The 18754-nt window shown below is 31.7% G+C and carries 18 protein-coding genes (1 of these 18 cut by a window edge); 5 read left to right on the top strand and 13 right to left on the bottom strand.

The annotated features are described in order from the left end of the window. A protein-coding gene (gene cgi121, locus Q9969_RS09515; RefSeq protein ID WP_305557178.1) for a KEOPS complex subunit Cgi121 crosses the window boundary here: on the top strand, nucleotides 1–364 show its 3' portion. 137 nt of this gene lie to the left of the window's left edge; only the last 364 of its 501 coding nucleotides appear in the window; its start codon lies beyond the left edge, outside the window; its stop codon occupies nucleotides 362–364. Here the strand turns inward: cgi121 and Q9969_RS09510 are convergent. The 8 genes from Q9969_RS09510 to Q9969_RS09475 form a co-directional block, all read right to left on the bottom strand. Next, entirely contained in the window at nucleotides 348–1295 is a 948-nt protein-coding gene (locus tag Q9969_RS09510) for a DegT/DnrJ/EryC1/StrS family aminotransferase (protein ID WP_305557175.1), read from the bottom strand. The genes cgi121 and Q9969_RS09510 overlap by 17 nt on opposite strands. Next, the gene (locus Q9969_RS09505; RefSeq protein WP_305512568.1) at nucleotides 1288–2469 is read right to left on the bottom strand and encodes a hypothetical protein; all 1182 of its coding nucleotides are present in this window, start codon (nucleotides 2467–2469) and stop codon (nucleotides 1288–1290) included. Before Q9969_RS09505 ends, Q9969_RS09510 begins: the two co-directional genes overlap by 8 nt. 48 nt (nucleotides 2470–2517) lie before the next feature. Beyond that, nucleotides 2518–3444: a glutamine-hydrolyzing GMP synthase gene (gene guaA, locus Q9969_RS09500; protein ID WP_305557172.1), complete on the bottom strand. Its 927-nt coding sequence runs from the start codon at nucleotides 3442–3444 to the stop codon at nucleotides 2518–2520. Nucleotide 3445: 1 nt separating this feature from the next. After that, nucleotides 3446–3706: a hypothetical protein gene (locus Q9969_RS09495; RefSeq protein ID WP_305512565.1), complete on the bottom strand. Its 261-nt coding sequence runs from the start codon at nucleotides 3704–3706 to the stop codon at nucleotides 3446–3448. Nucleotides 3707–3714: 8 nt separating this feature from the next. Then, nucleotides 3715–4272 carry a GMP synthase subunit A gene (locus Q9969_RS09490; RefSeq protein ID WP_305557169.1) on the bottom strand — a complete coding sequence of 186 codons (558 nt, stop codon included), beginning with the start codon at nucleotides 4270–4272 and terminating at the stop codon, nucleotides 3715–3717. A gap of 440 nt (nucleotides 4273–4712) precedes the next feature. Beyond that, a complete protein-coding gene (gene trxB, locus Q9969_RS09485) occupies nucleotides 4713–5627 on the bottom strand; it encodes a thioredoxin-disulfide reductase (protein WP_305557166.1) in 915 nt (304 codons plus the stop codon). Between the two features lie 1481 nt (nucleotides 5628–7108). Next, nucleotides 7109–7456 carry a hypothetical protein gene (locus Q9969_RS09480; RefSeq protein ID WP_305557163.1) on the bottom strand — a complete coding sequence of 116 codons (348 nt, stop codon included), beginning with the start codon at nucleotides 7454–7456 and terminating at the stop codon, nucleotides 7109–7111. 146 nt (nucleotides 7457–7602) lie between these two features. Beyond that, nucleotides 7603–10581 (bottom strand): hypothetical protein, encoded by a 2979-nt coding sequence (locus Q9969_RS09475; RefSeq protein ID WP_305557159.1) that lies wholly within the window; start codon nucleotides 10579–10581, stop codon nucleotides 7603–7605. 374 nt (nucleotides 10582–10955) lie between these two features. Here Q9969_RS09475 and Q9969_RS09470 point away from each other — a divergent pair, with 374 nt between their 5' ends. The 4 genes from Q9969_RS09470 to Q9969_RS09455 are packed head-to-tail and all read left to right on the top strand — an operon-like array spanning nucleotide 10956 to nucleotide 12457. Beyond that, nucleotides 10956–11168: a hypothetical protein gene (locus Q9969_RS09470; RefSeq protein ID WP_305557155.1), complete on the top strand. Its 213-nt coding sequence runs from the start codon at nucleotides 10956–10958 to the stop codon at nucleotides 11166–11168. Continuing rightward, nucleotides 11129–11668, top strand: coding sequence for a hypothetical protein (locus Q9969_RS09465; protein ID WP_305557152.1), 540 nt, complete (start codon nucleotides 11129–11131; stop codon nucleotides 11666–11668). Before Q9969_RS09470 ends, Q9969_RS09465 begins: the two co-directional genes overlap by 40 nt. Continuing rightward, a complete protein-coding gene (locus tag Q9969_RS09460) occupies nucleotides 11655–12164 on the top strand; it encodes a hypothetical protein (protein WP_305557149.1) in 510 nt (169 codons plus the stop codon). Before Q9969_RS09465 ends, Q9969_RS09460 begins: the two co-directional genes overlap by 14 nt. Nucleotides 12165–12184: 20 nt before the next feature. Beyond that, a complete protein-coding gene (locus tag Q9969_RS09455; RefSeq protein ID WP_305557147.1) occupies nucleotides 12185–12457 on the top strand; it encodes a transposase in 273 nt (90 codons plus the stop codon). 236 nt (nucleotides 12458–12693) lie between these two features. Here Q9969_RS09455 and gatE read toward each other — a convergent pair whose 3' ends face one another. From gatE to Q9969_RS09430, 5 genes are read right to left on the bottom strand one after another with little or no spacing between them, the layout of a single operon-like run. Further along, a complete protein-coding gene (gene gatE, locus Q9969_RS09450; RefSeq protein WP_305557144.1) occupies nucleotides 12694–14559 on the bottom strand; it encodes a Glu-tRNA(Gln) amidotransferase subunit GatE in 1866 nt (621 codons plus the stop codon). Nucleotides 14560–14571: 12 nt separating this feature from the next. After that, the gene (gene gatD, locus Q9969_RS09445; RefSeq protein WP_305557141.1) at nucleotides 14572–15882 is read right to left on the bottom strand and encodes a Glu-tRNA(Gln) amidotransferase subunit GatD; all 1311 of its coding nucleotides are present in this window, start codon (nucleotides 15880–15882) and stop codon (nucleotides 14572–14574) included. A 10-nt stretch (nucleotides 15883–15892) separates the two neighbouring features. Then, nucleotides 15893–17338: a 2-oxoacid:acceptor oxidoreductase family protein gene (locus Q9969_RS09440; RefSeq protein WP_305557137.1), complete on the bottom strand. Its 1446-nt coding sequence runs from the start codon at nucleotides 17336–17338 to the stop codon at nucleotides 15893–15895. Between the two features lie 12 nt (nucleotides 17339–17350). Further along, on the bottom strand, nucleotides 17351–18466 hold the full coding sequence (locus tag Q9969_RS09435; RefSeq protein WP_305557134.1) for a 3-methyl-2-oxobutanoate dehydrogenase subunit VorB: 1116 nt from the start codon (nucleotides 18464–18466) through the stop codon (nucleotides 17351–17353). Then, nucleotides 18467–18751 (bottom strand): 4Fe-4S dicluster domain-containing protein, encoded by a 285-nt coding sequence (locus tag Q9969_RS09430; protein WP_305557131.1) that lies wholly within the window; start codon nucleotides 18749–18751, stop codon nucleotides 18467–18469. Nucleotides 18752–18754: the final 3 nt, after the last annotated feature.

Raw genomic sequence — 18754 nt, 5'->3', positions numbered from 1 at the left:
TGTTTCAAAGAATCATATAATTCATGGGGTTAATCAGGCATTTTTAGCATTTAATCGTGGCGAAAATTTGGCAAATGATATAAGTGTTGAAATTGTTTTAAGATGTTCTGCACAAAGACAAATTTCAAAAGCTTTTAAAATGTTAGGTTTAAAAGAGGGTGAAATGAATTTATGTGCGGTTTTAATAAACTCGAATGATTACACTAATGAGTTATCTTCAATGTTTAATTTAGATAATAATGTTTTAATTCCAAATGAGAAAAATTTAATGGAAATCTATGATATAAATGATGTTGAAACTCAGATGATGTCTCTTGAAGAGGTTATAATTGATAGAATTACTAAGCTTACAGTTGATTATTAACTGTATCAATTATAATGTCTAAATATTCTTTTTTAAGACAACTGTAATCCAGATTTTTTATTTCTACACATATTGCTTTTTGTTTCACACGATTATAATTTGGACAGGCTGTAATAAATCCACTTTTATCTGTACTTAGTGATTTTTTCAAATTCCAACAAATTGATTTTGCATTATCATGGGGAATAATTACATTAAGACCTCTTTTTTTGTAATGTAATGTATTAGGTATATGTTTTTTTACATACTCTGTTGCATTTAATGACATGTCAAAATTTTTTTTAACATTATCAATTTCACTATCTACACCACTGCATACAATTTGTGAAGTTTTACTTAATTTTTGAGGTATTGATGTTTTATTGAAAATCTCTTTGTTGTTCGTTGAGATAAATCCTCCTTCTCCAACATTAATAATTTTTGGAGAACCTGTAGAGGCAACAACGATGTTTGAAATCCGACCTAATTTGTTTTTGTTGTCCCCAATACCTGCTGAAGCATCTTCAATAGTTAAAATATCCCTGTCATTGCAATATTTATTAATTGATTTCACATCTTGCTCGGCAGTATATGCCGCAAAACTTGTAAATATCAGTGCTGAATTGTCTTTGTAATTTAGGTCATCCATATATTCAGTATTAATTAATCCTTCATCAGTCTTTAAAGTGATGATATTTTTATTTAAAAATCGCGCAATCTGTTTAAATCCATGCCATCCGCCTTGATCAGGAATGATTACATCACCTTCAATAGCTGCAAGAGCAATAAAAATACTATTATTTCCACTAGAAGTAATTTTAACATGTTCTTTACATGTCAGTTCTTTAATTTTAGCAATACAACTTTCTTCATAGTTTTTTTCAATATTTCCTTTTGCAACTTCGCACATCACTTCCAAAGTTTTATTGGATGGTTTTTTAAATTTAAACATTGTTTTCACTTTTAAAGTACATGTCTAATGTGGTTTGTTTTGTGTGAAGCATTTCATTAAGCAATGTTCCTTGTTTAACATATCTGCTAATAGGTATTTTTAACTTTGTACCTGCATATCTTAAAGCATCTTTCAATGTTTCAAACTCTAAATATGGTCTTAACATTGCTTCTTTAATGTTTTCACGTACATTAAAAACACCTAATGGTACATATCCATCATAAGCTTCCCTAAGTATCAATAAACCTGACTGTTTTTTAATTTTAAGTAAATAATCTAGAACTGCCATTTTAGCAGTATAATAACATCCTCCAACAATGGAATATTCCTTTTTACCGCCATTGGTTTCATAATCGGAAAATATTAATTCTTCATTTTTCATTAATTTAATGAATGCTTCATACCATTCGTATTGCCATTCAGTTGGGGTTAAAATTATAATATAATAATTGTTTAGGGCTCCGAATTCATAAACTCTATAAGAGTCCAGTCTTTCAAATTTTCTTACTTCTTTTAAAAATTCATCTGCTAATGTTGAATCGCAGGCAGTAATTGACCAACGTGTTGGAACAAGCTTTCTTTTATTTTTAGTACCGATGGCTCCAATTGAGAATGCTTTTTGCATTGCGGTGAAAGGAACCTCTTTATCATGCAGGTTCAGAACAGCTTCTGTTGCTTTTAGGTCTGTATCATAAAATGTTTTTTCAAGATGCCTATCCCATCTAACTGCATCAATATCAAATTTTTCAATAACAGCACTTGGACCATGAGGCATACTGTCTTCTGTAAGCAAAGACCCTCTTGGTTTTTTTCCAAAAGTAGCTTCACTATCTATGGATTTGGATGCAAGAGATATATCTCTGAGCTTTTCAACAAAAGGATTTTCTAAATCATCAATTTTTATTAATTGCTTACCTCTAACTAGATTCATTCTGTAATTAATGATTTCATCTTGAGTTTTATTTTTTCCAATCCACTCTTCTGGAGAATCCATAATTGAGGTATCTCCCATTTGCGAACTCATCATTGGTCCGGCGTAAACTTTAGGATATGACCATCTACCAATAAAAACTGATGGGGGTGTTGTTCCTTCAAGATTTTTTCCAATCTTAACAGATTTCATTTGAATCTGTTCTGTTAATTTGGCTAAATATGCATTTTTAGTTGTTTTCATTGTTTTAAAAAAAGTAAAAATTAAAAATACTAATTAAATAGTATTTTTTTAACAGAATTCAATGGTTGCAGGTGGCTTATCACTAACTGATAAGGCAACATGTGTAACTTCAGAAATTTCTGAAGTGATTCTTTTTGAAATAGTTTGAACAACTTCCCAAGGAAGTTCTGCAACAGATGCAGTCATTGCATCAATGGAGTTAACCACTCTAACTATAACAAGGTATCCAAAGTCTCTTCGGTCTCCTTTAACGCCGGTAACTTTAGTATCAGTTAAAACAGCAAAGTATTGCCATACATCTTTGTCGATGCCTGCAGCTTCAATTTCATCACAAACGATTTTATTTGCCTTTCTACAAATTTCAACATTTTCTCTGGTTAACTCACCAACTACTCGAACCCCAAGACCGGGTCCTGGGAAAGGCTGCCTGTAAACAGTTGTTGCAGGCAAGTCTAATTCATCACCAATTTCTCTTACTTCATCTTTGTATAAATCACGAATTGGTTCACAAAGTTCTAAAACCATTCCGCTAGGAAGAGCTAAGTTGTGGTGGGATTTGATTTTGCCTTTGGTTTCAATCCAATCAGGGGCAATAGTGCCTTGAACTAAGTATTTGGCATCGTATTTTTTTGCTTCTCTTTCAAATACCTCAATAAACACTTTTCCAATAATTTTTCTTTTTTCTTCTGGATCGTCAACACCTTCAAGGGCATCCATAAATTCATCAGAGGCATCAACAAATTTGAAATTTAATCTGTCTTTAAAAGTATTGGTTACTTGTTCAACTTCCCCTTCTCTTAAAAGACCATGATCAACAAAAATCGCAGTTAAGTTATCTCCAATAGCTTCATGAACAAGAACGGAACAAACTGAACTATCTACTCCACCAGACAATGCAATTATAGCTTTTTCATCACCAATCTGTTTTTTAATTTTTTGCACAGCATCTTCGATAAATTCTTTAGGACTTAACATTTTATTCCTCTTCTTCATCTTCTTCGTAATCTTCAATAATTTGTTTAATCATAGCTTCAAGCCCATTGTCATTTCCTGATTCAATAGCTTCAAAGATATCATCAAATTTAACAAATTTTTCTAATTTTACAGATTTAGCACCAATACCTGAGATTTTAAAATCATATTCTCCATCACCGATTGGGAGGGTAACATATTGTTTTTTCAATCCAATTTTAAATTCATTTGCTTTATCTCTTAAATCATCAGCGTTATCAATCATAATTACACCTATTTTTGACATATTTCGTAAAAATTTTTAAATATTATTTCTCCTTTTAGAGTATGATGCACTTCTGGATGGAATTGTATTCCGTAAACATCTTTTTTTGCATGTTTAAAGGATTCGACATCGCATAAGTTTGAACTAGCTAAGACTTTAAATTCATCAGGGATTGTTTTTACTTCATCTTTATGTGAAGACCAAACATCCATTTCAGGGGCAAGTCCTTTAAATAAGTTTTCATCATCATTAATATTAATTTTAACTTGAGCATAACTTTCAGTGTCAGACGTTGTGACTTCGCCACCATATGTTTTTGCAATTAATTGGTGGCCTAAACAAATTCCTAAAATCGGAGTGTCAAAATGCTTAATGTATTCCTCACTATTTCCAGCATCTTCAAGAGACGGACCTCCACCTAAAATTAATCCAGTTGGATTTTTAGCTTCAATTTCTTCTATTGAAAGAGTGTTTGAAACTATTTCAGACGGGATATTGAGGTATTGCAAACTTCTCTGAATTCTATGATTATATTGGCCTTTATTATTAATCACTAAAATTGTCATGTTATACTCCATCAAAATATAATGATATTATTTTTGGTGTTTGTATTTATATATAGTTTATTGAGCATTGGCTATTTCAAAAACTTAGGTGATTTAAATATCTGCAAGTTTTTTATTAAAAACTTTTTCTTAATATTTGGAGTTATTTTATAATTTAAAGCTAATCAATCAGTTATTTTGAAAATTTCAAATGAATAGATTAATCGAAAAAACTATTTATCACAAAAGTTTTTGAAAGAGAGTGTGATGATAATTCATTAAACTTTATATATTACCGTTAATATATTTGTATTACATGGAACTTAGAGATTTAATATTTATTATAGTTGCAATATTAATAGCTTTGTTTTATTACTTCAGGTATTTATGTGGTTATTGCCTTTATTTGTTGTATTAATTATAGCATTCTTTATTTACATATACTTGCAAAGCCATTATAATTAATTTTGAAGGTCTAGAAACACGGAAGTTGCAGCAACCGCACCTTCACCACATGCAACAACCCATTGTTTTAATCCAACACATACATCACCAATAGCATAAACATAGTCAATATTAGTTTTTTGATTTTTATCAGTGAGTATATGTCCTGTTTCATTTAGTTGAACATCTAGTTGTTCTGCAAGTTCAGTATGGGGAATATAACCTACGCTTACAAATATTCCATTAGTTGGAAGATTCATTAACGCACCGGTTTGCGTATCTTTTATAGTAACTGATTCAACAAGAATATCACCTTTGATTTCTTCTACAACTGCATTAAGGATAAAATTTATACCTGACTCTTTAATTTGATCCTTTAATTGTTTCTGAGCTCTAAATTCATCTCCTCTGTGAATGATTGTAACATTGGCTCCTAGATTTTTAAGGTAAATTGCTTCTTGAAGTGCGCTGTTTCCGCCCCCTACAATGATTATGTCCCTTCCAGCAAAGAAGAATCCGTCACAGGTTGCACAATAGCTTACACCTTTTCCTTTAAATTCATCTTCACCTTTTACATTTAATTGCTTACGGGAGCTTCCAGTTGCCAATATAATAGATTTAGTTTGATATTGGTCTTTATCGGTTTTAACGGTGAAGCGGTATTCTGAATCATCTTTTGTTATTTCTTCCACATTTTCCATTTCATGAAGTTCATTGTTTTTAATAGCTTGTGCCTTCATTTTTTCTATTAACTCTAAACCTGAAATGTTATCAAAACCAGGGTAATTTTCCATTTCAGGAACTTCACGACCAATTCCGCCTGCCATATCTTTATCAATTATCAAGTTTTTAGTTCCTTGACGACCAGCATATATTCCTGCAGTTAATCCGCCAGGACCTGCTCCAATAATAATGATGTCATATTTCTCCATGGTATAACCTCAAATTAATATTGGCAATTATAATTTAAAAATAGTTAGGTTAATATCTGAAAATTGGTTCTAAAAAGAGAGATAACAGGTGTTTAATCGACATGTTAAACACCTTGAATTGAGGAAAATTATATTTTGGCAGATTTTTTTAAATTTTCCTAACGACTTGTATCAAATTAGAGAATTGTGAGAAATCTAATTTAACACATTCTAATTTTGGAGAGTATTATTATTTGACTAATAATGTGAGAGTTATTTAGGTAAACCTAAATTTAAGCTCTACTTTATAGTTTTGCTTAAGTAGTATATAAAGCTTTCTATTTTTTAGGCAAACCTAAATTTATGGTAATCAAGAAATATATTTTTATAAAATTTGAACCTTGTAGAAATCATCATTTAATATTTGGTTTGTTCTGCAAATATTACATAATACTTCTTTGAGTTTTCTTATTCTTTATGTTTCTTTATTATTTTGTCCATTAGATTTTTCATTGCATGGAAAGTGCATCTTTGATGATTAAATCCTAAATCACAAATAAAACGGGTATAATGTGGAATATCTTTTGATGAAATTTTCTAGATTAGTGACTTTTGTTTTTATTACAATTTGGACAAATATATTCTTTTTTTACGTATTCTCTCCCATTTATTAGGTTTGACTCGATATGAACCATTACTGTTCATTGAACTTCCACATTTAGTACATATTGGCCCATCATATTCATAATATACAATTTCCGAATAGTTCAGCAGAATGAACATCAAAATTATATTTATTTTCCAGTTTTCATTACTTAAACCAATCCTCAATCGCATTTAAAGATACATTTTGTTTTATCATTCGTGTTATGCACCTTCTGAAATCAGCATATTCGTCATAGTTATTATTTATCATTTTTTCACTGTTTTTAGACCAATTGGCCTTTTTGCTTTCTCAGAATCCTTTATCCAGAAAAGAACATCAGACTTCCTCAAAGCCACCCTACTCATCATAAAAAAAAAGAAATGGGGCAATTCTGGACTTACCAAGTTCATCTTCTGTCAGATACAGCTTGAGTTTAGCCTCTACCATTAAATCAATACGCCTATGGGCTATAACCGATATATGTTCCTTTTTAATCTGTATGGCCTATGTGTATTAACGACAGTTTTTCCAACACCTTTTGTCTGTCGACTTTCTTAACGATGCTTATATAAGTTCATTTAACATTAACCATGCTAGTCTTTCTCTCGCCATCAATCAAATATCATCTCAAATAAAGACAATATCTGTGTAATGATTAGATTAGAATTTAAACTATCATGCAATTCCCTACTGTTGTCAGTGATGCAGTTTCAAGTGAGAATAATCCATATAGCAAGGTTAACAATATATTAATAGTTGTACTGACATAAAACTCTCAAAAAAAATGAGCCCGTATAACAAAATTTAAAAGATAATTGCTTGTCGCACAAAAAGAGAATAATAGAGAAATTAATCTCTATTTAATTTTAACTTTTACTTTTTTTGTAAGTGATTTATAGTAGTTACTTCCGCCAAATTTAACTATAGCATTATAAGTTCCTTTTTTATTAACTTTTACTTTAAATGTAGCAACACCTCTTTTATTGGTTTTAGCCTTGTAAATTTTGCCTTTTATTTTTAAAGTAATTCTAGCCTTTTTAAGAGCCTTACCTTTATTATTTTTCAAAGTAGCAGTTATTTTCTTATATTTTGCTTTAACTTTAAAAGGTTTATTAGATATAGTTAATTTAGGAGTAGCTTTTTTCACAACAATTTTAACAGAAGAAGAAACACTGTTGTATTCATCGTTTCCAGCAAAACTCAATTTAATATTGTAGGTTTTTGGAACAATATTGGCCAGTATTGAAACTTGTCCTTTCTTATTTGTAGTTAATTTATAAACTTTGTTATTTAATGTAACTACAATGTTAGCGTCTGAAACAATTTTATTGTTACTGTCTTTTAAAGTAATTATAAGTTGTTTTCCACCATTTTTGTATAAACAAGTTTAGTATTACTAAATGAAAATTTAGTTGGAACTTTACTATTAGGCATATCACTTGAATTTTTATATCCAGTTAATGTTCCATTATTATAAACAGAACTTAAAAATGAATATTCAAATAATCTTAGTGTTCCATAATTAACAATAGCGGGTTTTGAACTAATTTTATTGATTTCGCTAACATTAGATAATGTTGTTAAACCTCTATTAGTTAATATTGTGTTTTCACCATCAAAAATAGAATCAGTTAAATTTAAAACAGTCCATTGGTTCGATTGGTAAATATCACTTTCAACTTTATTATTTATAAATCTTGAATTTTCAATTACAGTTACCGCATTAAATTCTTCTATCATGTTTAAAGTACCGAATGTTGTAATTAATGTGCCATTTTTATTTACATGATTTTTAAATTCAGTATTATTAATATTTAATGCTCCAAAATCATTTAATATTGCAGAACTATCTGGAGCTACATTTGAATCAAATTCTGAATTTGATATGTTTACATATGGCACTCCACTATAACCAATGTAAATTGCACCAGCAGAAATGTTAGCTTCATTTTCTTTAAATGTACAGTTATTGATTGTAGTCCAATGAGTAGTCCATGTTGTAACACCATTAGATGTAATTCCAGTGATAGAATTGCTTAATCCCAAAGCACCACCAAACTCAGCAACATTCTTATTAAATTGAGAGTTTGAAATAAATTCATTGGCATAATTAGATACATAAATTGCTCCACCTACCGCATCAATATGTGCTGTTGCATTTCTAACAACTACATCACTAGTATCAATTATACATCCACAAGGACCAGTTACTACACCTTCTTTAATTTCTACTTCATAATTTTCACTAATAGCTTTATTACCATTGAAAATTGTGTTATCAATGGTCATGTTGGAATATGAAAGATAAATTGCTCCACCTCTCCAGTTTCCAACGTTATCTATGAATTTTGAATTTTTAATAAATCCATCATAACAGTTTGAACCCTCGAAATAGAGTGCACCACCAAAGGAAGTAGCTGTGTTATTTATAAATTCAACATTGTCAACAATAAATGATCCACTAACAGATGATGAACCTAAGACAAATATTGCTCCACCAAGTTTACCTTTATTATTTATAAATTTAGAGTCTTTAATAGTAGTATTGCCCCATACAAATATTGCTCCACCTCTATCAGCACTTAAATTTTTAAAGGTACAATTTTCAATGGTTAAGTTAGAATCATACATATTTTCAACAGCACCACCATCACCATATTTAAGGTTTGCTCCTTCAAATATTAAGTTTTTCAAGGTTAAATCAGAACCAATATCTACAAAGAAAATTCTACGGGAATCACATTTAAATATGACTGATTGACTATTTAGTGAAGTAATGGTAACAGTTTTATTTACTGACCATGGTTCAATTGGCATATATCTATGACCAATATCTATTGTTGAATAAATTTCATAAACACCAGGAGTGCCTTTAATAACATCACCAGTTTTAGCTGCAGCTACAGCATCATAAATTGACCTATATGCAACATCATCAATAAACCAGAGATAATCATCAACTTTGAAGGTAGCAAAACCTGTGAAATTAGTTACATTCTCATCTCCAGCATAATCTACAGAGACGGTATAATTACCTGTTTTATTAGTTGGAAAAGTTAATACAACTTTTCCTTCATTTTCAGATAATGAATATTCAACATCGTTAACTTTAACTGTAACATTGTTTTTTAAGTTATATGGAACTCTAATAAGGATTTTTGAATTTTCACCAGGAGTTACATAAATAACAGCATAACCTTTTTCTTTTTCAGGAATAATCGGTTCTGTAGGTTTTTTAGTCACGTTAAATGAAGTTATACCAGTACTTTCATCATATAAATTATTTCCATTGAATTTAGCTATAACTCTATAAACTTGTAATTTATTTTCATAATCTTTGATGTATAAACCTGAAATATTAAAGCTACATGAGCCATTCACGAGTTGTTTTGTGAATTGTTTTGCATCAACTGTAATAGTTACACTACCGGTAGTAGCTGGATTAACAGTGACATTTATAATAGCATTTTCACCACTGTAAATGTTATCAGCCACAACAACTACATTAGAATCATATTTATCAACTTTAAATGAATCAAGTTTAGAAAATGGATTATACTTGTCATCACCCTCATAGCTTACATTAACATTATAAATATTTGGAATTGTGTATATTTCTAAGGTTACATTACCATTAATATTAGCTCTTGAGTAAGATATACCGTTTACACATATTGTAACATTATTAGCTAAGTCAATTGGGACATTAACAACAATGAGGGTTCTATAACCTGAATTAATTACAATATTAGGGTTCGCATTCTCTTTATTTAATTTTAATACTTTGAATGAGTAAGTATATCCTCTAATAGTGATTGTTTCTTCCCCAATATTTTTAGCATGATAATCTATTTGTCCGATATTATTAGCAATAGTGACAACTGGGCAAATTTCATTTAAACCAGATGATACATCTAAAGTGTATTCATGTACATTTTCTTTTAAAGTTGAAATTACGCCATTAACATCTCTATTTTTAAATTCAACATTGATTTTAACATTATCACCTTCATGAACTGGAGTTGTTTGAGTGATTGCTTGAATAATTAATTGGTTAGTGAATTTAATATTTGTATTTGCATTTTGTGAATTTGAACCCCAATAATTATATTCTCCACTTACATTAGCATAATCTAAATTACCATTATGCATTACAAATAAATGTTCTTGAGTAGAGGATACAAATACAGAATATTCAACATTGAAATTATAATAATATACGCCAGATTGGACTTGGATATCTTTAGCTTTAGAAGCCATACTGCCTTCAGCACCTACTTTGTTATCTTTAAAGTAGGATTGTTTCACGTTTAAATCTCCACCTGCCATTAGAATAGCTCCACCATATAAATCAGCGAAGTTATTTATAAATGTAGAGTTTTTAATTGTCGTAGTTCCTCTAGTGTAGATTGCACCTCCGCCTCCAATTACAATAGTTGTTTTAATAGCCGTATTGGGTGTCCGCCAAAACTAATTTTTTTTATTTTGAATTTTTTATAACTGCGTTATAATTTTCTTGTTTTGTTAATTTTTTTCATTAAATTAATTAGAATTTAATTTTAATTATTTATTATTAATAATTTTTAATATGGATTATAATGATTTATTTATATTTGATTTTAGTCATTTTTAGAATAGTAATATTTATATACTATGATGTACATATTTTATATTAGATATGAGTTATTATGTGTTGGTTATTTATGGTTAGTAAGAAAGTTATTAAGAATCAGGCTGAATTAGGCATTAGGACTTATGATTTTAATGTTCCAGAGAATCATATTTCTCGTTTTGTGGTTGATTTTATTGAAGAATTTTATCCGATTTTGGGAATTAAAGAGAATAAGAAAAAAGGCGGTAGGCCTTCATATCCTCCATGTTCCATGTTAAAATTACTTGTGCTTATGCAAAAATAGACCATATTGAAAGTGCTAGAGTCATTGCAGAAATGACAAAGTACCATGACATATATAAATTCGTTTGTGATAGAATTAAACCCTCTGAACGTTCAATTCAAAGGTATCGTGATGAATTTGGACGTTATTATGAAGTATTGCTTCAAATGACATTAAAAATGGCCGTAAAAAAAGGATTCACTGAATTTAATCATGTTGTAGTCGATGGGACCATCAAAAAAGCATTCAATTCTAACCAAAATATGATCAGCAAAAAAGAAACCAATTTGCTGGTCCAGTTCTACAAAGGACTGGAAGTTGACCTTAAAAAGCTTGAAAAACTCAATAAACCAGCTCAAAAAATACTAAATGACAAGGAAATGTCCAATGATGAAAAATTAGAAATATTATATGACATCAGAACTCAATTCAAATTCACAGGACAGGATAAAATACCAATGAATGATATTGAAGCACGCATGATGAAAGGCAAAAAAGGAAACTTCCATGGTTGCTTATAATATCCAATCTGCAGTCGATTACGACACCAAACTAATCTGCGCATTAAACGTCACACAAAACCCTACAGACCATTACCAACTACCAGAAGTAGCTGACAAAGCAATAAACAACATAGGAAAAGTACCAAAACACATGAGTGCAGATACAATATATTTAAATCAAATAAGCCTATCATACTTTGTAAACAAAGGAATAGATGGATTAATACCAACAAGAAAACAATCCAAAGAAAAAATAGGCAAATTAAATCCAAACCAATTCCATAAAGACCACTTTTACTACATATCCGACCTAGACTTATTTATGTGCCAATCAGGACAACCAATGTACTTCTACAAAGAATACACACAACCAAACGAAGAACCAGACAAACCCGACAAAATAAAAAGACTCTACAACAATTATACTGCATGTAAATACTGCATTCACAGAAAATCCTGCTTAACAGACAAACAAACACATAAAACCATCACAGAAAACGGTGGGGCAGATTAGAAAGAGCAATGTTCTTCAAAATGGAAAAAGAAGAATATAAAGAAGAATTCAAAAAAAGACCAAGTGTAGAAGGACCATTCGGAATATTCAAAGAACAATACCATGTAGAACAAGAAATAGTAATCGGAATGGTAAAAACCGGAGAAAGACTCAACCTAGATGCACTAGCATACAATATAAAAAGATTATATAATCTTATTCAAGGAGAACAAAATAATAAAGAAGATATTGTTGATTTTTGTGAAAGTATATCCACTACACACCAATTAAAGCTTGATGTGACCATTTACTAGAATCCACACTCAAAAATCATTTTTGGCGGACACTCTACTTCTAAAAAAATTTTTATTTCGACACATCTTGATTTCTTTTTAAGGAATCTCCAGAAAACAAAGAGGAAATCTTAAAAAAAATATTACAAAAGCAAAAATAACTCAAAAATACATTCTTTTATTTGTTGATGAAACAACATATATTCTGAAGATTTAGAAATAAAGAAAATATTAATTGGAAACTCATATGAGTTTCATTAAATTAATTTTTGAATTTCTTCACGTACAATTTTATTAACAAGTCCGCCATCAGCTTTTCCTTTAAGTTTTTTCATACATATCCCCATTAAAGGACCCATAGCTCCCATTTGACGTTCTTTTACCATTCCTTCATTTTGAGCAACAATATCAGCGATAATGTTGCCGACATCTTCATCACTCATCATGACTAGATTGTTTTTCTCAGCAATTTCCCCAATTTCCACATCCGGAGTGTTGATGGTTTCGATTGTTAATTTACGAACACTGTCTTTTGCAATTTTGCCTTCAGCTAAGAGAGTAAAAATATCTTTAAAGTGATTGAGACTTAAAACTCCAATGTCATATCCTTCTCTTTTGATTTCACGTAAATCATATGCAAGAAGTGAAGCAACAGGAGTTGCATCTACCTTAACATCAGCCAGGATGTCTTCAAACATATCAGCTTCTTGTCTTTTAACAAGTTGTGTTGCTAAATCTTCACTTAAATTATACTCTTCAGTAATTCTAGCTTGTTTAACATCAGGTAGTTCAGGTAAATTATCCAAAATAGGTTTGATTCTGTCATTTGTAATTTTAAATAATGGAATGTCAGTTTCAAGATACATTCTGTTTGCAGTTGGAAGAGGTCTCATGTATTCGGTGTTACCGTCATCAAGTGCTTTACGTGTTTCTTCAACAACACCATCTAAACCTAACTCAGCTCTTCTTTTAACCTCTTCTAATGCAGATATTGCAATATCTTCGTCGTGAGCTACAATAATAAATGCATCATCTTTACCAATATTCAGGAAATCATTTGCTCTGTCAACTTCATCTTGGGTAATTCCGTAGGCCGGAAGTTCATCAGAATGGAAAATACCTGAAACTCCACGTTTTTTAGCATAACTGGCAATTTCAGTACCGAATCTTCTGCCCGGTTGGACTTCAACACCAATTAAACCACCATATCCTTTTAAAACAACTGCTTTAATTGTTTCAGCGGATTTTAAGATTTTAGATTCAGTATCTTTGAACAATTCATCTAAATTGTAAATCTCTTCTAAAACTTCCGCATTTCTTTTAATTAATTGTTTTTTAATGTCAATTAATGCTAATTGTCTTTGAACTTCACGATTAACAATTTCGGCCATCAAATCCAAGTCTTGCACACCTTTAATCTCTACACGTGCACCTTCTGCAATAGATATGTTCAAATCTTGTCTGATTGTTCCAAGACCTCTTTTGACGTTGGTGCTTCTTAAGATTTGACCAAGCATATATGCAACTTCCCTTACTTGGTCTGGGTGATGCATTGAGGGGTCTGTTGTAATTTCTGCTAATGGGATTCCTAAACGGTCTAATCTAAATTCGGTAAATCCGTCTTTGGTTTCAACTCTTCTTGCAGCATCTTCTTCTAAACCAAGGCTTTCGATAACTACTCTGCCATATGGGGTATCTAAGTAGCCATCAGTTGCAACCATTCCGGTTCTTTGAAATCCTCCTGTGTTACTTCCGTCAATTACTTGTTTACGCATAGTATGAAATTCATCAACAATATGCATGTTCATTAAACAAGCAATAACAATACAAATATCCAATGCTTCTTCATTTAAACTGTGAGGAGGCTCATCATCGTTTTCAACAAGACAAGTATGTTTTTCAAAGTTTTCATATTTGAAATTAAGTCCTCTTAAAGATTCTTGAAGTGCGGCTCTGTCGATTTCTCCAAGCTCTGATTGTGTTGGTCTTAATTTTCTCTGAACAAGTTCACTAAATTCATCATCAACAAGTTCTGTTTTACAATGGCAGAATAATTTATGTTGACTGTTTAATTGTTGGTGAATTTCAAGTCCCATTTTCAATCCTAATTTTTCATAATCCATATTAACACAACCTTAATTTAAGAAATCCTTAATTGATGATTTTTCGGAAAACTCGCCTGCAATATTGGTTTGCATTATCTTTTTAACATTATTGTAATCATCACTTTGACCTAATGCCCAACATAATTTGACGTATGTGGTTTCGGGAGTCATATCGAGAGCTGAAATCACTCCTGCATCAAGTATTTCACGTCCTGTTGAGTAAACATTCATGTTAACTCGACCATAAAGACATTGGGAAGTCATAATTACAGGAATATTTTCCTCTTGTGCTCTTTTAAATGAGTTAACTAAGTTATTTGGAACATGTCCAAGTCCGGTTCCTTCAATAACTAAACCCTTATATCCCCTGTCAATGTGATATTCAATGTATTCTTCAGATATTCCGGGGAAACTCTTAATAAATCCAACTTTTTCTTCAATAGCAGTATTTAATTCAAGTTCATTGTCTCCACGTTTTGTATAATGATAATCAGGGTTAATGTTAACTTGTTTATTTTGAACTTTAGCTATTGGCTGAGCATTGATACTTCTGAATGTGTCTCTTCTTGAAGTGTGCATCTTACGGACTTTCGTACCATTGTGGAGGTAAGTGAACTCATCATTTAAACTTCCATGCATGCAAACACAAACTTCTGCAATATCTGATTTGGCAGCAACTACTGAATCAATTAAGTTGATATTGGCATCACTTGAAGGCCTATCAGAACTTCTTTGCGCACCTGTGATAATAATGGGAACTGGGGTTTTTAACATAAAACTTAATGCAGCTGAAGTGTAATGCATCGTATCAGTACCATGAGCTATTACAACGCCGTCGCTGCCGTTAGAAATATCATTAGCTATTTCTTTTCCAGCTTTAACCCAGTATTCAGGTTTCATATTTTCACTTAAAATATTATATAATGCTTTTACATTGTAATTGGCATAGTCTAATAATTCCGGATTTGCTTTTACAAGATCTGATGCAGTGAATTTAGGATGTACTGCTCCAGTTCTGTAATCAATAACGGATGATACTGTTCCTCCAGTTGATATGATTGAAATGTTTTGCTTAGATGGATCATTTGGAATTTCCTCTTCATCATAACCAATCTTAGGTTTATCCCCTTTTTCAACAAGCTCTGCAGTAGTATCTTTGATAGCTATGCCAATATTGTATCCGCTTGATAATTTCAAAACCAAATATCCGTCATCACCATCTTCAGGTCTATCAAGCAAAATGCCGGTATATGCGATATCTTCTTTATTGACCTTAATGGTGTCCCCTATACTTAAACCGTAATTTTCTATATATTCTGTTGCATTTTCTTTATATGTCATTAAATCACACTTAAGAATTATTTTTAATCCATTCTGCACCTGCTTTGAGCACAGCAATATTCACATCAATAACTTTTGGCTTAGATACAAACATTTCACGAATAGCATTTTCATAAGATTCACGTTTTAAAACATTGCTTAATTCACTTAATGCACCTAAAAGTGCTGTGTTTGCAGTTCTTGCATTTCCGTGTTCTTCAGCTATATCAACACAAGGCATTGCAATAACATTAATGTCTTTATCAGTTTCGAACTCTCCAATTTTTGAATCGTAAAGTATTGTTCCCCCTACTTTAACATCTTTTGAGAATTGTTCTAATGAAGGTTTGTTTAATGCAATGAGAATATCAATATCATCAACAACAGGTGTTCCAATGGTTTCATTAGATATTACAACTGAACAATTGGATTTTCCTCCTCTTTGTTCCGGTCCGTAACTAGGATACCATGAAACATGTTTTCCTTCAGCACAAGCAGCTTGAGATATTGTTAAACCTGCACTTAAAACGCCTTGACCGCCAAAACCACTTACTTTAATGCTTAATGGTTTAATGTCATCATCTGCATATCCTGAATCCTCACCTCTATTTACATTAAATATCTTATCTAATGATTCAGTGCTAAAATCACTTACAGGTCTTTCAATAGGGTCTTTTCTGTATAGGTCATTTCTGAAGTTTTTAACAGGGAATTCTTTTTCCATTTCTTTTTCAATAAATTCCTGCGCACTGCTTACATCCTGTTTTAAGTTAGTTGGGCAAGGTGATAAAATTTCAACAAATGAATATCCTTTTCCTTCTTTTTGGACAGTCAATGCTTGTTTAATTGCAAATTTGGCAAGTCTAATTTTTAAAGGATTAGCAAGAGAAACTCTTTCAATAAATACTGGTGCCTTTAAAGTGTTAATTAATTCGCACATATGAGTGGGGTGTCCTGCATAATTAGGATCTCTTCCAGTTTGGCAAGTAACTGTTTTTTCACCGATTAATGTTGTTGGAGCCATTTGCCCACCGGTCATTCCGTAAACGGTGTTGTTCACGAAAAACACTACCATCTTTTCCCCACGATTTGCAGCTTGAAGGGTTTCATTTAAACCAATGGAAGCCAAGTCTCCATCCCCTTGGTAACTCATTACAATTGAATTATCTTCAGCTCTTGAAATGCCAGTAGCTACTGCAGGTGCTCTTCCATGAGCTGTCTGAAAATTTCCACAATTAAAGTAGAAGTATGCATATACTGAACAACCTACCGGAGAAATCATTACGCATCTCTCTTGGATTCCAAGTTCGTCCATACACTCAGCAATTAATTTATGGATAATTCCATGTCCACATCCCGCACAGTAATGGGTTGATTCAATATTTGTTCCTTTTCTAGGATATTCTTCTAAAAGGGATTGTGGATTTCTGCGTATTTGTAATTCGTAATCTTTATCATTAAATTCTTTTTCATTCATTCTTCCACATCCTTAATCAATAATATTTGGACTGGCCTTTTCATTACTTCTTTTTGAAGTATCTATGCTTTCATCTTCAACGCCAGCTATTTCATAGATTTTTGCAAGCACATGTTTAAGTTCAAGTAAGTTACCGCCCATTCTATTGACGATACAGGTGCCTTCTTTTCTTAAAGCTGCAAATTGAACATCAGCTAATAATTGCCCATTACTCATTTCAACAGAGATGAAACTAACTCCCTTGTCTGAAAATTCCTTAATTCTTTCACTAGGGAAAGGTGATAATGTAATTGGTCTTAAAAGTCCAACTTTCAAACCTTTTTCACGGCTTTTATCAACCGCGGATCTTGCAATTCTGCTGCTGATACCATAAGATACCAAAACGATTTCAGCGTCATCAACTTGATATTCGTCAATAATAACTTCTTCAGCTTCGATTTTAGCGTATTTTTCTTGAAGCTCAAAGTTGAAATCTTCCAGTTGGTCAAAATCATTGAAAATTGAAGTAATTACGTTTTCCATTGTGTTTTTATTTCCTCTTACAGTCCATGATTCATCAATTTCTGGTTTGATGGCTTCACTTGGGAATACTAATGGTTCTGCCATTTGTCCAAGGGTACCATCAGCTAATACTACAACTGGATTTCTCCATTTATCAGCCAACTCAAATGCCTTCATTGTTAAATCACACATTTCTTGAACGCTGTTTGGAGCTAAAACTATATTTTTGTAGTTTCCGTGCCCTCCACCTTTAACGATTTGATTGTAATCCCCTTGTTCAGGTCCAATATTTCCAAGTCCGGGTCCTGCTCTCATAATATCGACAATAACAGCAGGTAATTCAGCTCCCGCCAGGTAAGTAAAACCTTCTTGCATTAAGCTTATGCCCGGTCCTGATGAAGCGGTCATAACTCTATGTCCAGTACCTGATGCACCATAAACCATGTTTATTGATGCTTCTTCACTTTCAGCCTGAACAAATTTTCTTCCAACCATTGGGAAGTATTTTGATGCCTCATGTAAAATTTCACTTGCAGGAGTGATGGGGTATCCGAAAAAACAATCGCAACCAGCATACATTGCACCAACAATAACTGCGGTGTTTCCTTTTACCATTTGATTACTCATTTACTTTCCTCCTTTATTGGCTACTTTAGCTTTAATCATTTTTCCAATTTTGTCATCAATAATTCTTTTTATTTGATGTACTTCTAATGCTAATGGTTCAGGGCATGTAAAGTAACAATCTTTACATCCTGTACAACCACTTCCACTATAGTAAGCAAACTGATATCCTGCATTATTCATCTCTTCACTAAGTAATATTGCATTTTGAGGACATCCAACTATACACCTCATACAACCTTTGCAAATTTCTTTATTGATAACAGGATATGATATCTCTTCTGTCATTAT

This window comes from Methanobrevibacter sp. V74, assembly GCF_963082495.1.
Classification (GTDB): domain Archaea; phylum Methanobacteriota; class Methanobacteria; order Methanobacteriales; family Methanobacteriaceae; genus Methanocatella.
This window is presented reverse-complemented; position numbering and strand designations above follow the sequence as displayed.

What these genes read in the sequence shown, in the direction of transcription:
- Q9969_RS09510 (WP_305557175.1), bottom strand. Translation starts at nt 1,295, where the DNA reads ATGTTTAAATTTAAAAAACCATCCAATAAAACTTTGGAAGTGATGTGC.
- Q9969_RS09505 (WP_305512568.1), bottom strand. Translation starts at nt 2,469, where the DNA reads ATGAAAACAACTAAAAATGCATATTTAGCCAAATTAACAGAACAGATT.
- guaA (WP_305557172.1), bottom strand. Translation starts at nt 3,444, where the DNA reads ATGTTAAGTCCTAAAGAATTTATCGAAGATGCTGTGCAAAAAATTAAA.
- Q9969_RS09495 (WP_305512565.1), bottom strand. Translation starts at nt 3,706, where the DNA reads ATGATTGATAACGCTGATGATTTAAGAGATAAAGCAAATGAATTTAAA.
- Q9969_RS09490 (WP_305557169.1), bottom strand. Translation starts at nt 4,272, where the DNA reads ATGACAATTTTAGTGATTAATAATAAAGGCCAATATAATCATAGAATT.
- trxB (WP_305557166.1), bottom strand. Translation starts at nt 5,627, where the DNA reads ATGGAGAAATATGACATCATTATTATTGGAGCAGGTCCTGGCGGATTA.
- Q9969_RS09475 (WP_305557159.1), bottom strand. Translation starts at nt 10,581, where the DNA reads ATGGCAGGTGGAGATTTAAACGTGAAACAATCCTACTTTAAAGATAAC.
- Q9969_RS09470 (WP_305557155.1), top strand. Translation starts at nt 10,956, where the DNA reads ATGGTTAGTAAGAAAGTTATTAAGAATCAGGCTGAATTAGGCATTAGG.
- Q9969_RS09465 (WP_305557152.1), top strand. Translation starts at nt 11,129, where the DNA reads ATGTTCCATGTTAAAATTACTTGTGCTTATGCAAAAATAGACCATATT.
- Q9969_RS09460 (WP_305557149.1), top strand. Translation starts at nt 11,655, where the DNA reads ATGGTTGCTTATAATATCCAATCTGCAGTCGATTACGACACCAAACTA.
- Q9969_RS09455 (WP_305557147.1), top strand. Translation starts at nt 12,185, where the DNA reads ATGGAAAAAGAAGAATATAAAGAAGAATTCAAAAAAAGACCAAGTGTA.
- gatE (WP_305557144.1), bottom strand. Translation starts at nt 14,559, where the DNA reads ATGGATTATGAAAAATTAGGATTGAAAATGGGACTTGAAATTCACCAA.
- gatD (WP_305557141.1), bottom strand. Translation starts at nt 15,882, where the DNA reads ATGACATATAAAGAAAATGCAACAGAATATATAGAAAATTACGGTTTA.
- Q9969_RS09440 (WP_305557137.1), bottom strand. Translation starts at nt 17,338, where the DNA reads ATGAATGAAAAAGAATTTAATGATAAAGATTACGAATTACAAATACGC.
- Q9969_RS09435 (WP_305557134.1), bottom strand. Translation starts at nt 18,466, where the DNA reads ATGAGTAATCAAATGGTAAAAGGAAACACCGCAGTTATTGTTGGTGCA.
- Q9969_RS09430 (WP_305557131.1), bottom strand. Translation starts at nt 18,751, where the DNA reads ATGACAGAAGAGATATCATATCCTGTTATCAATAAAGAAATTTGCAAA.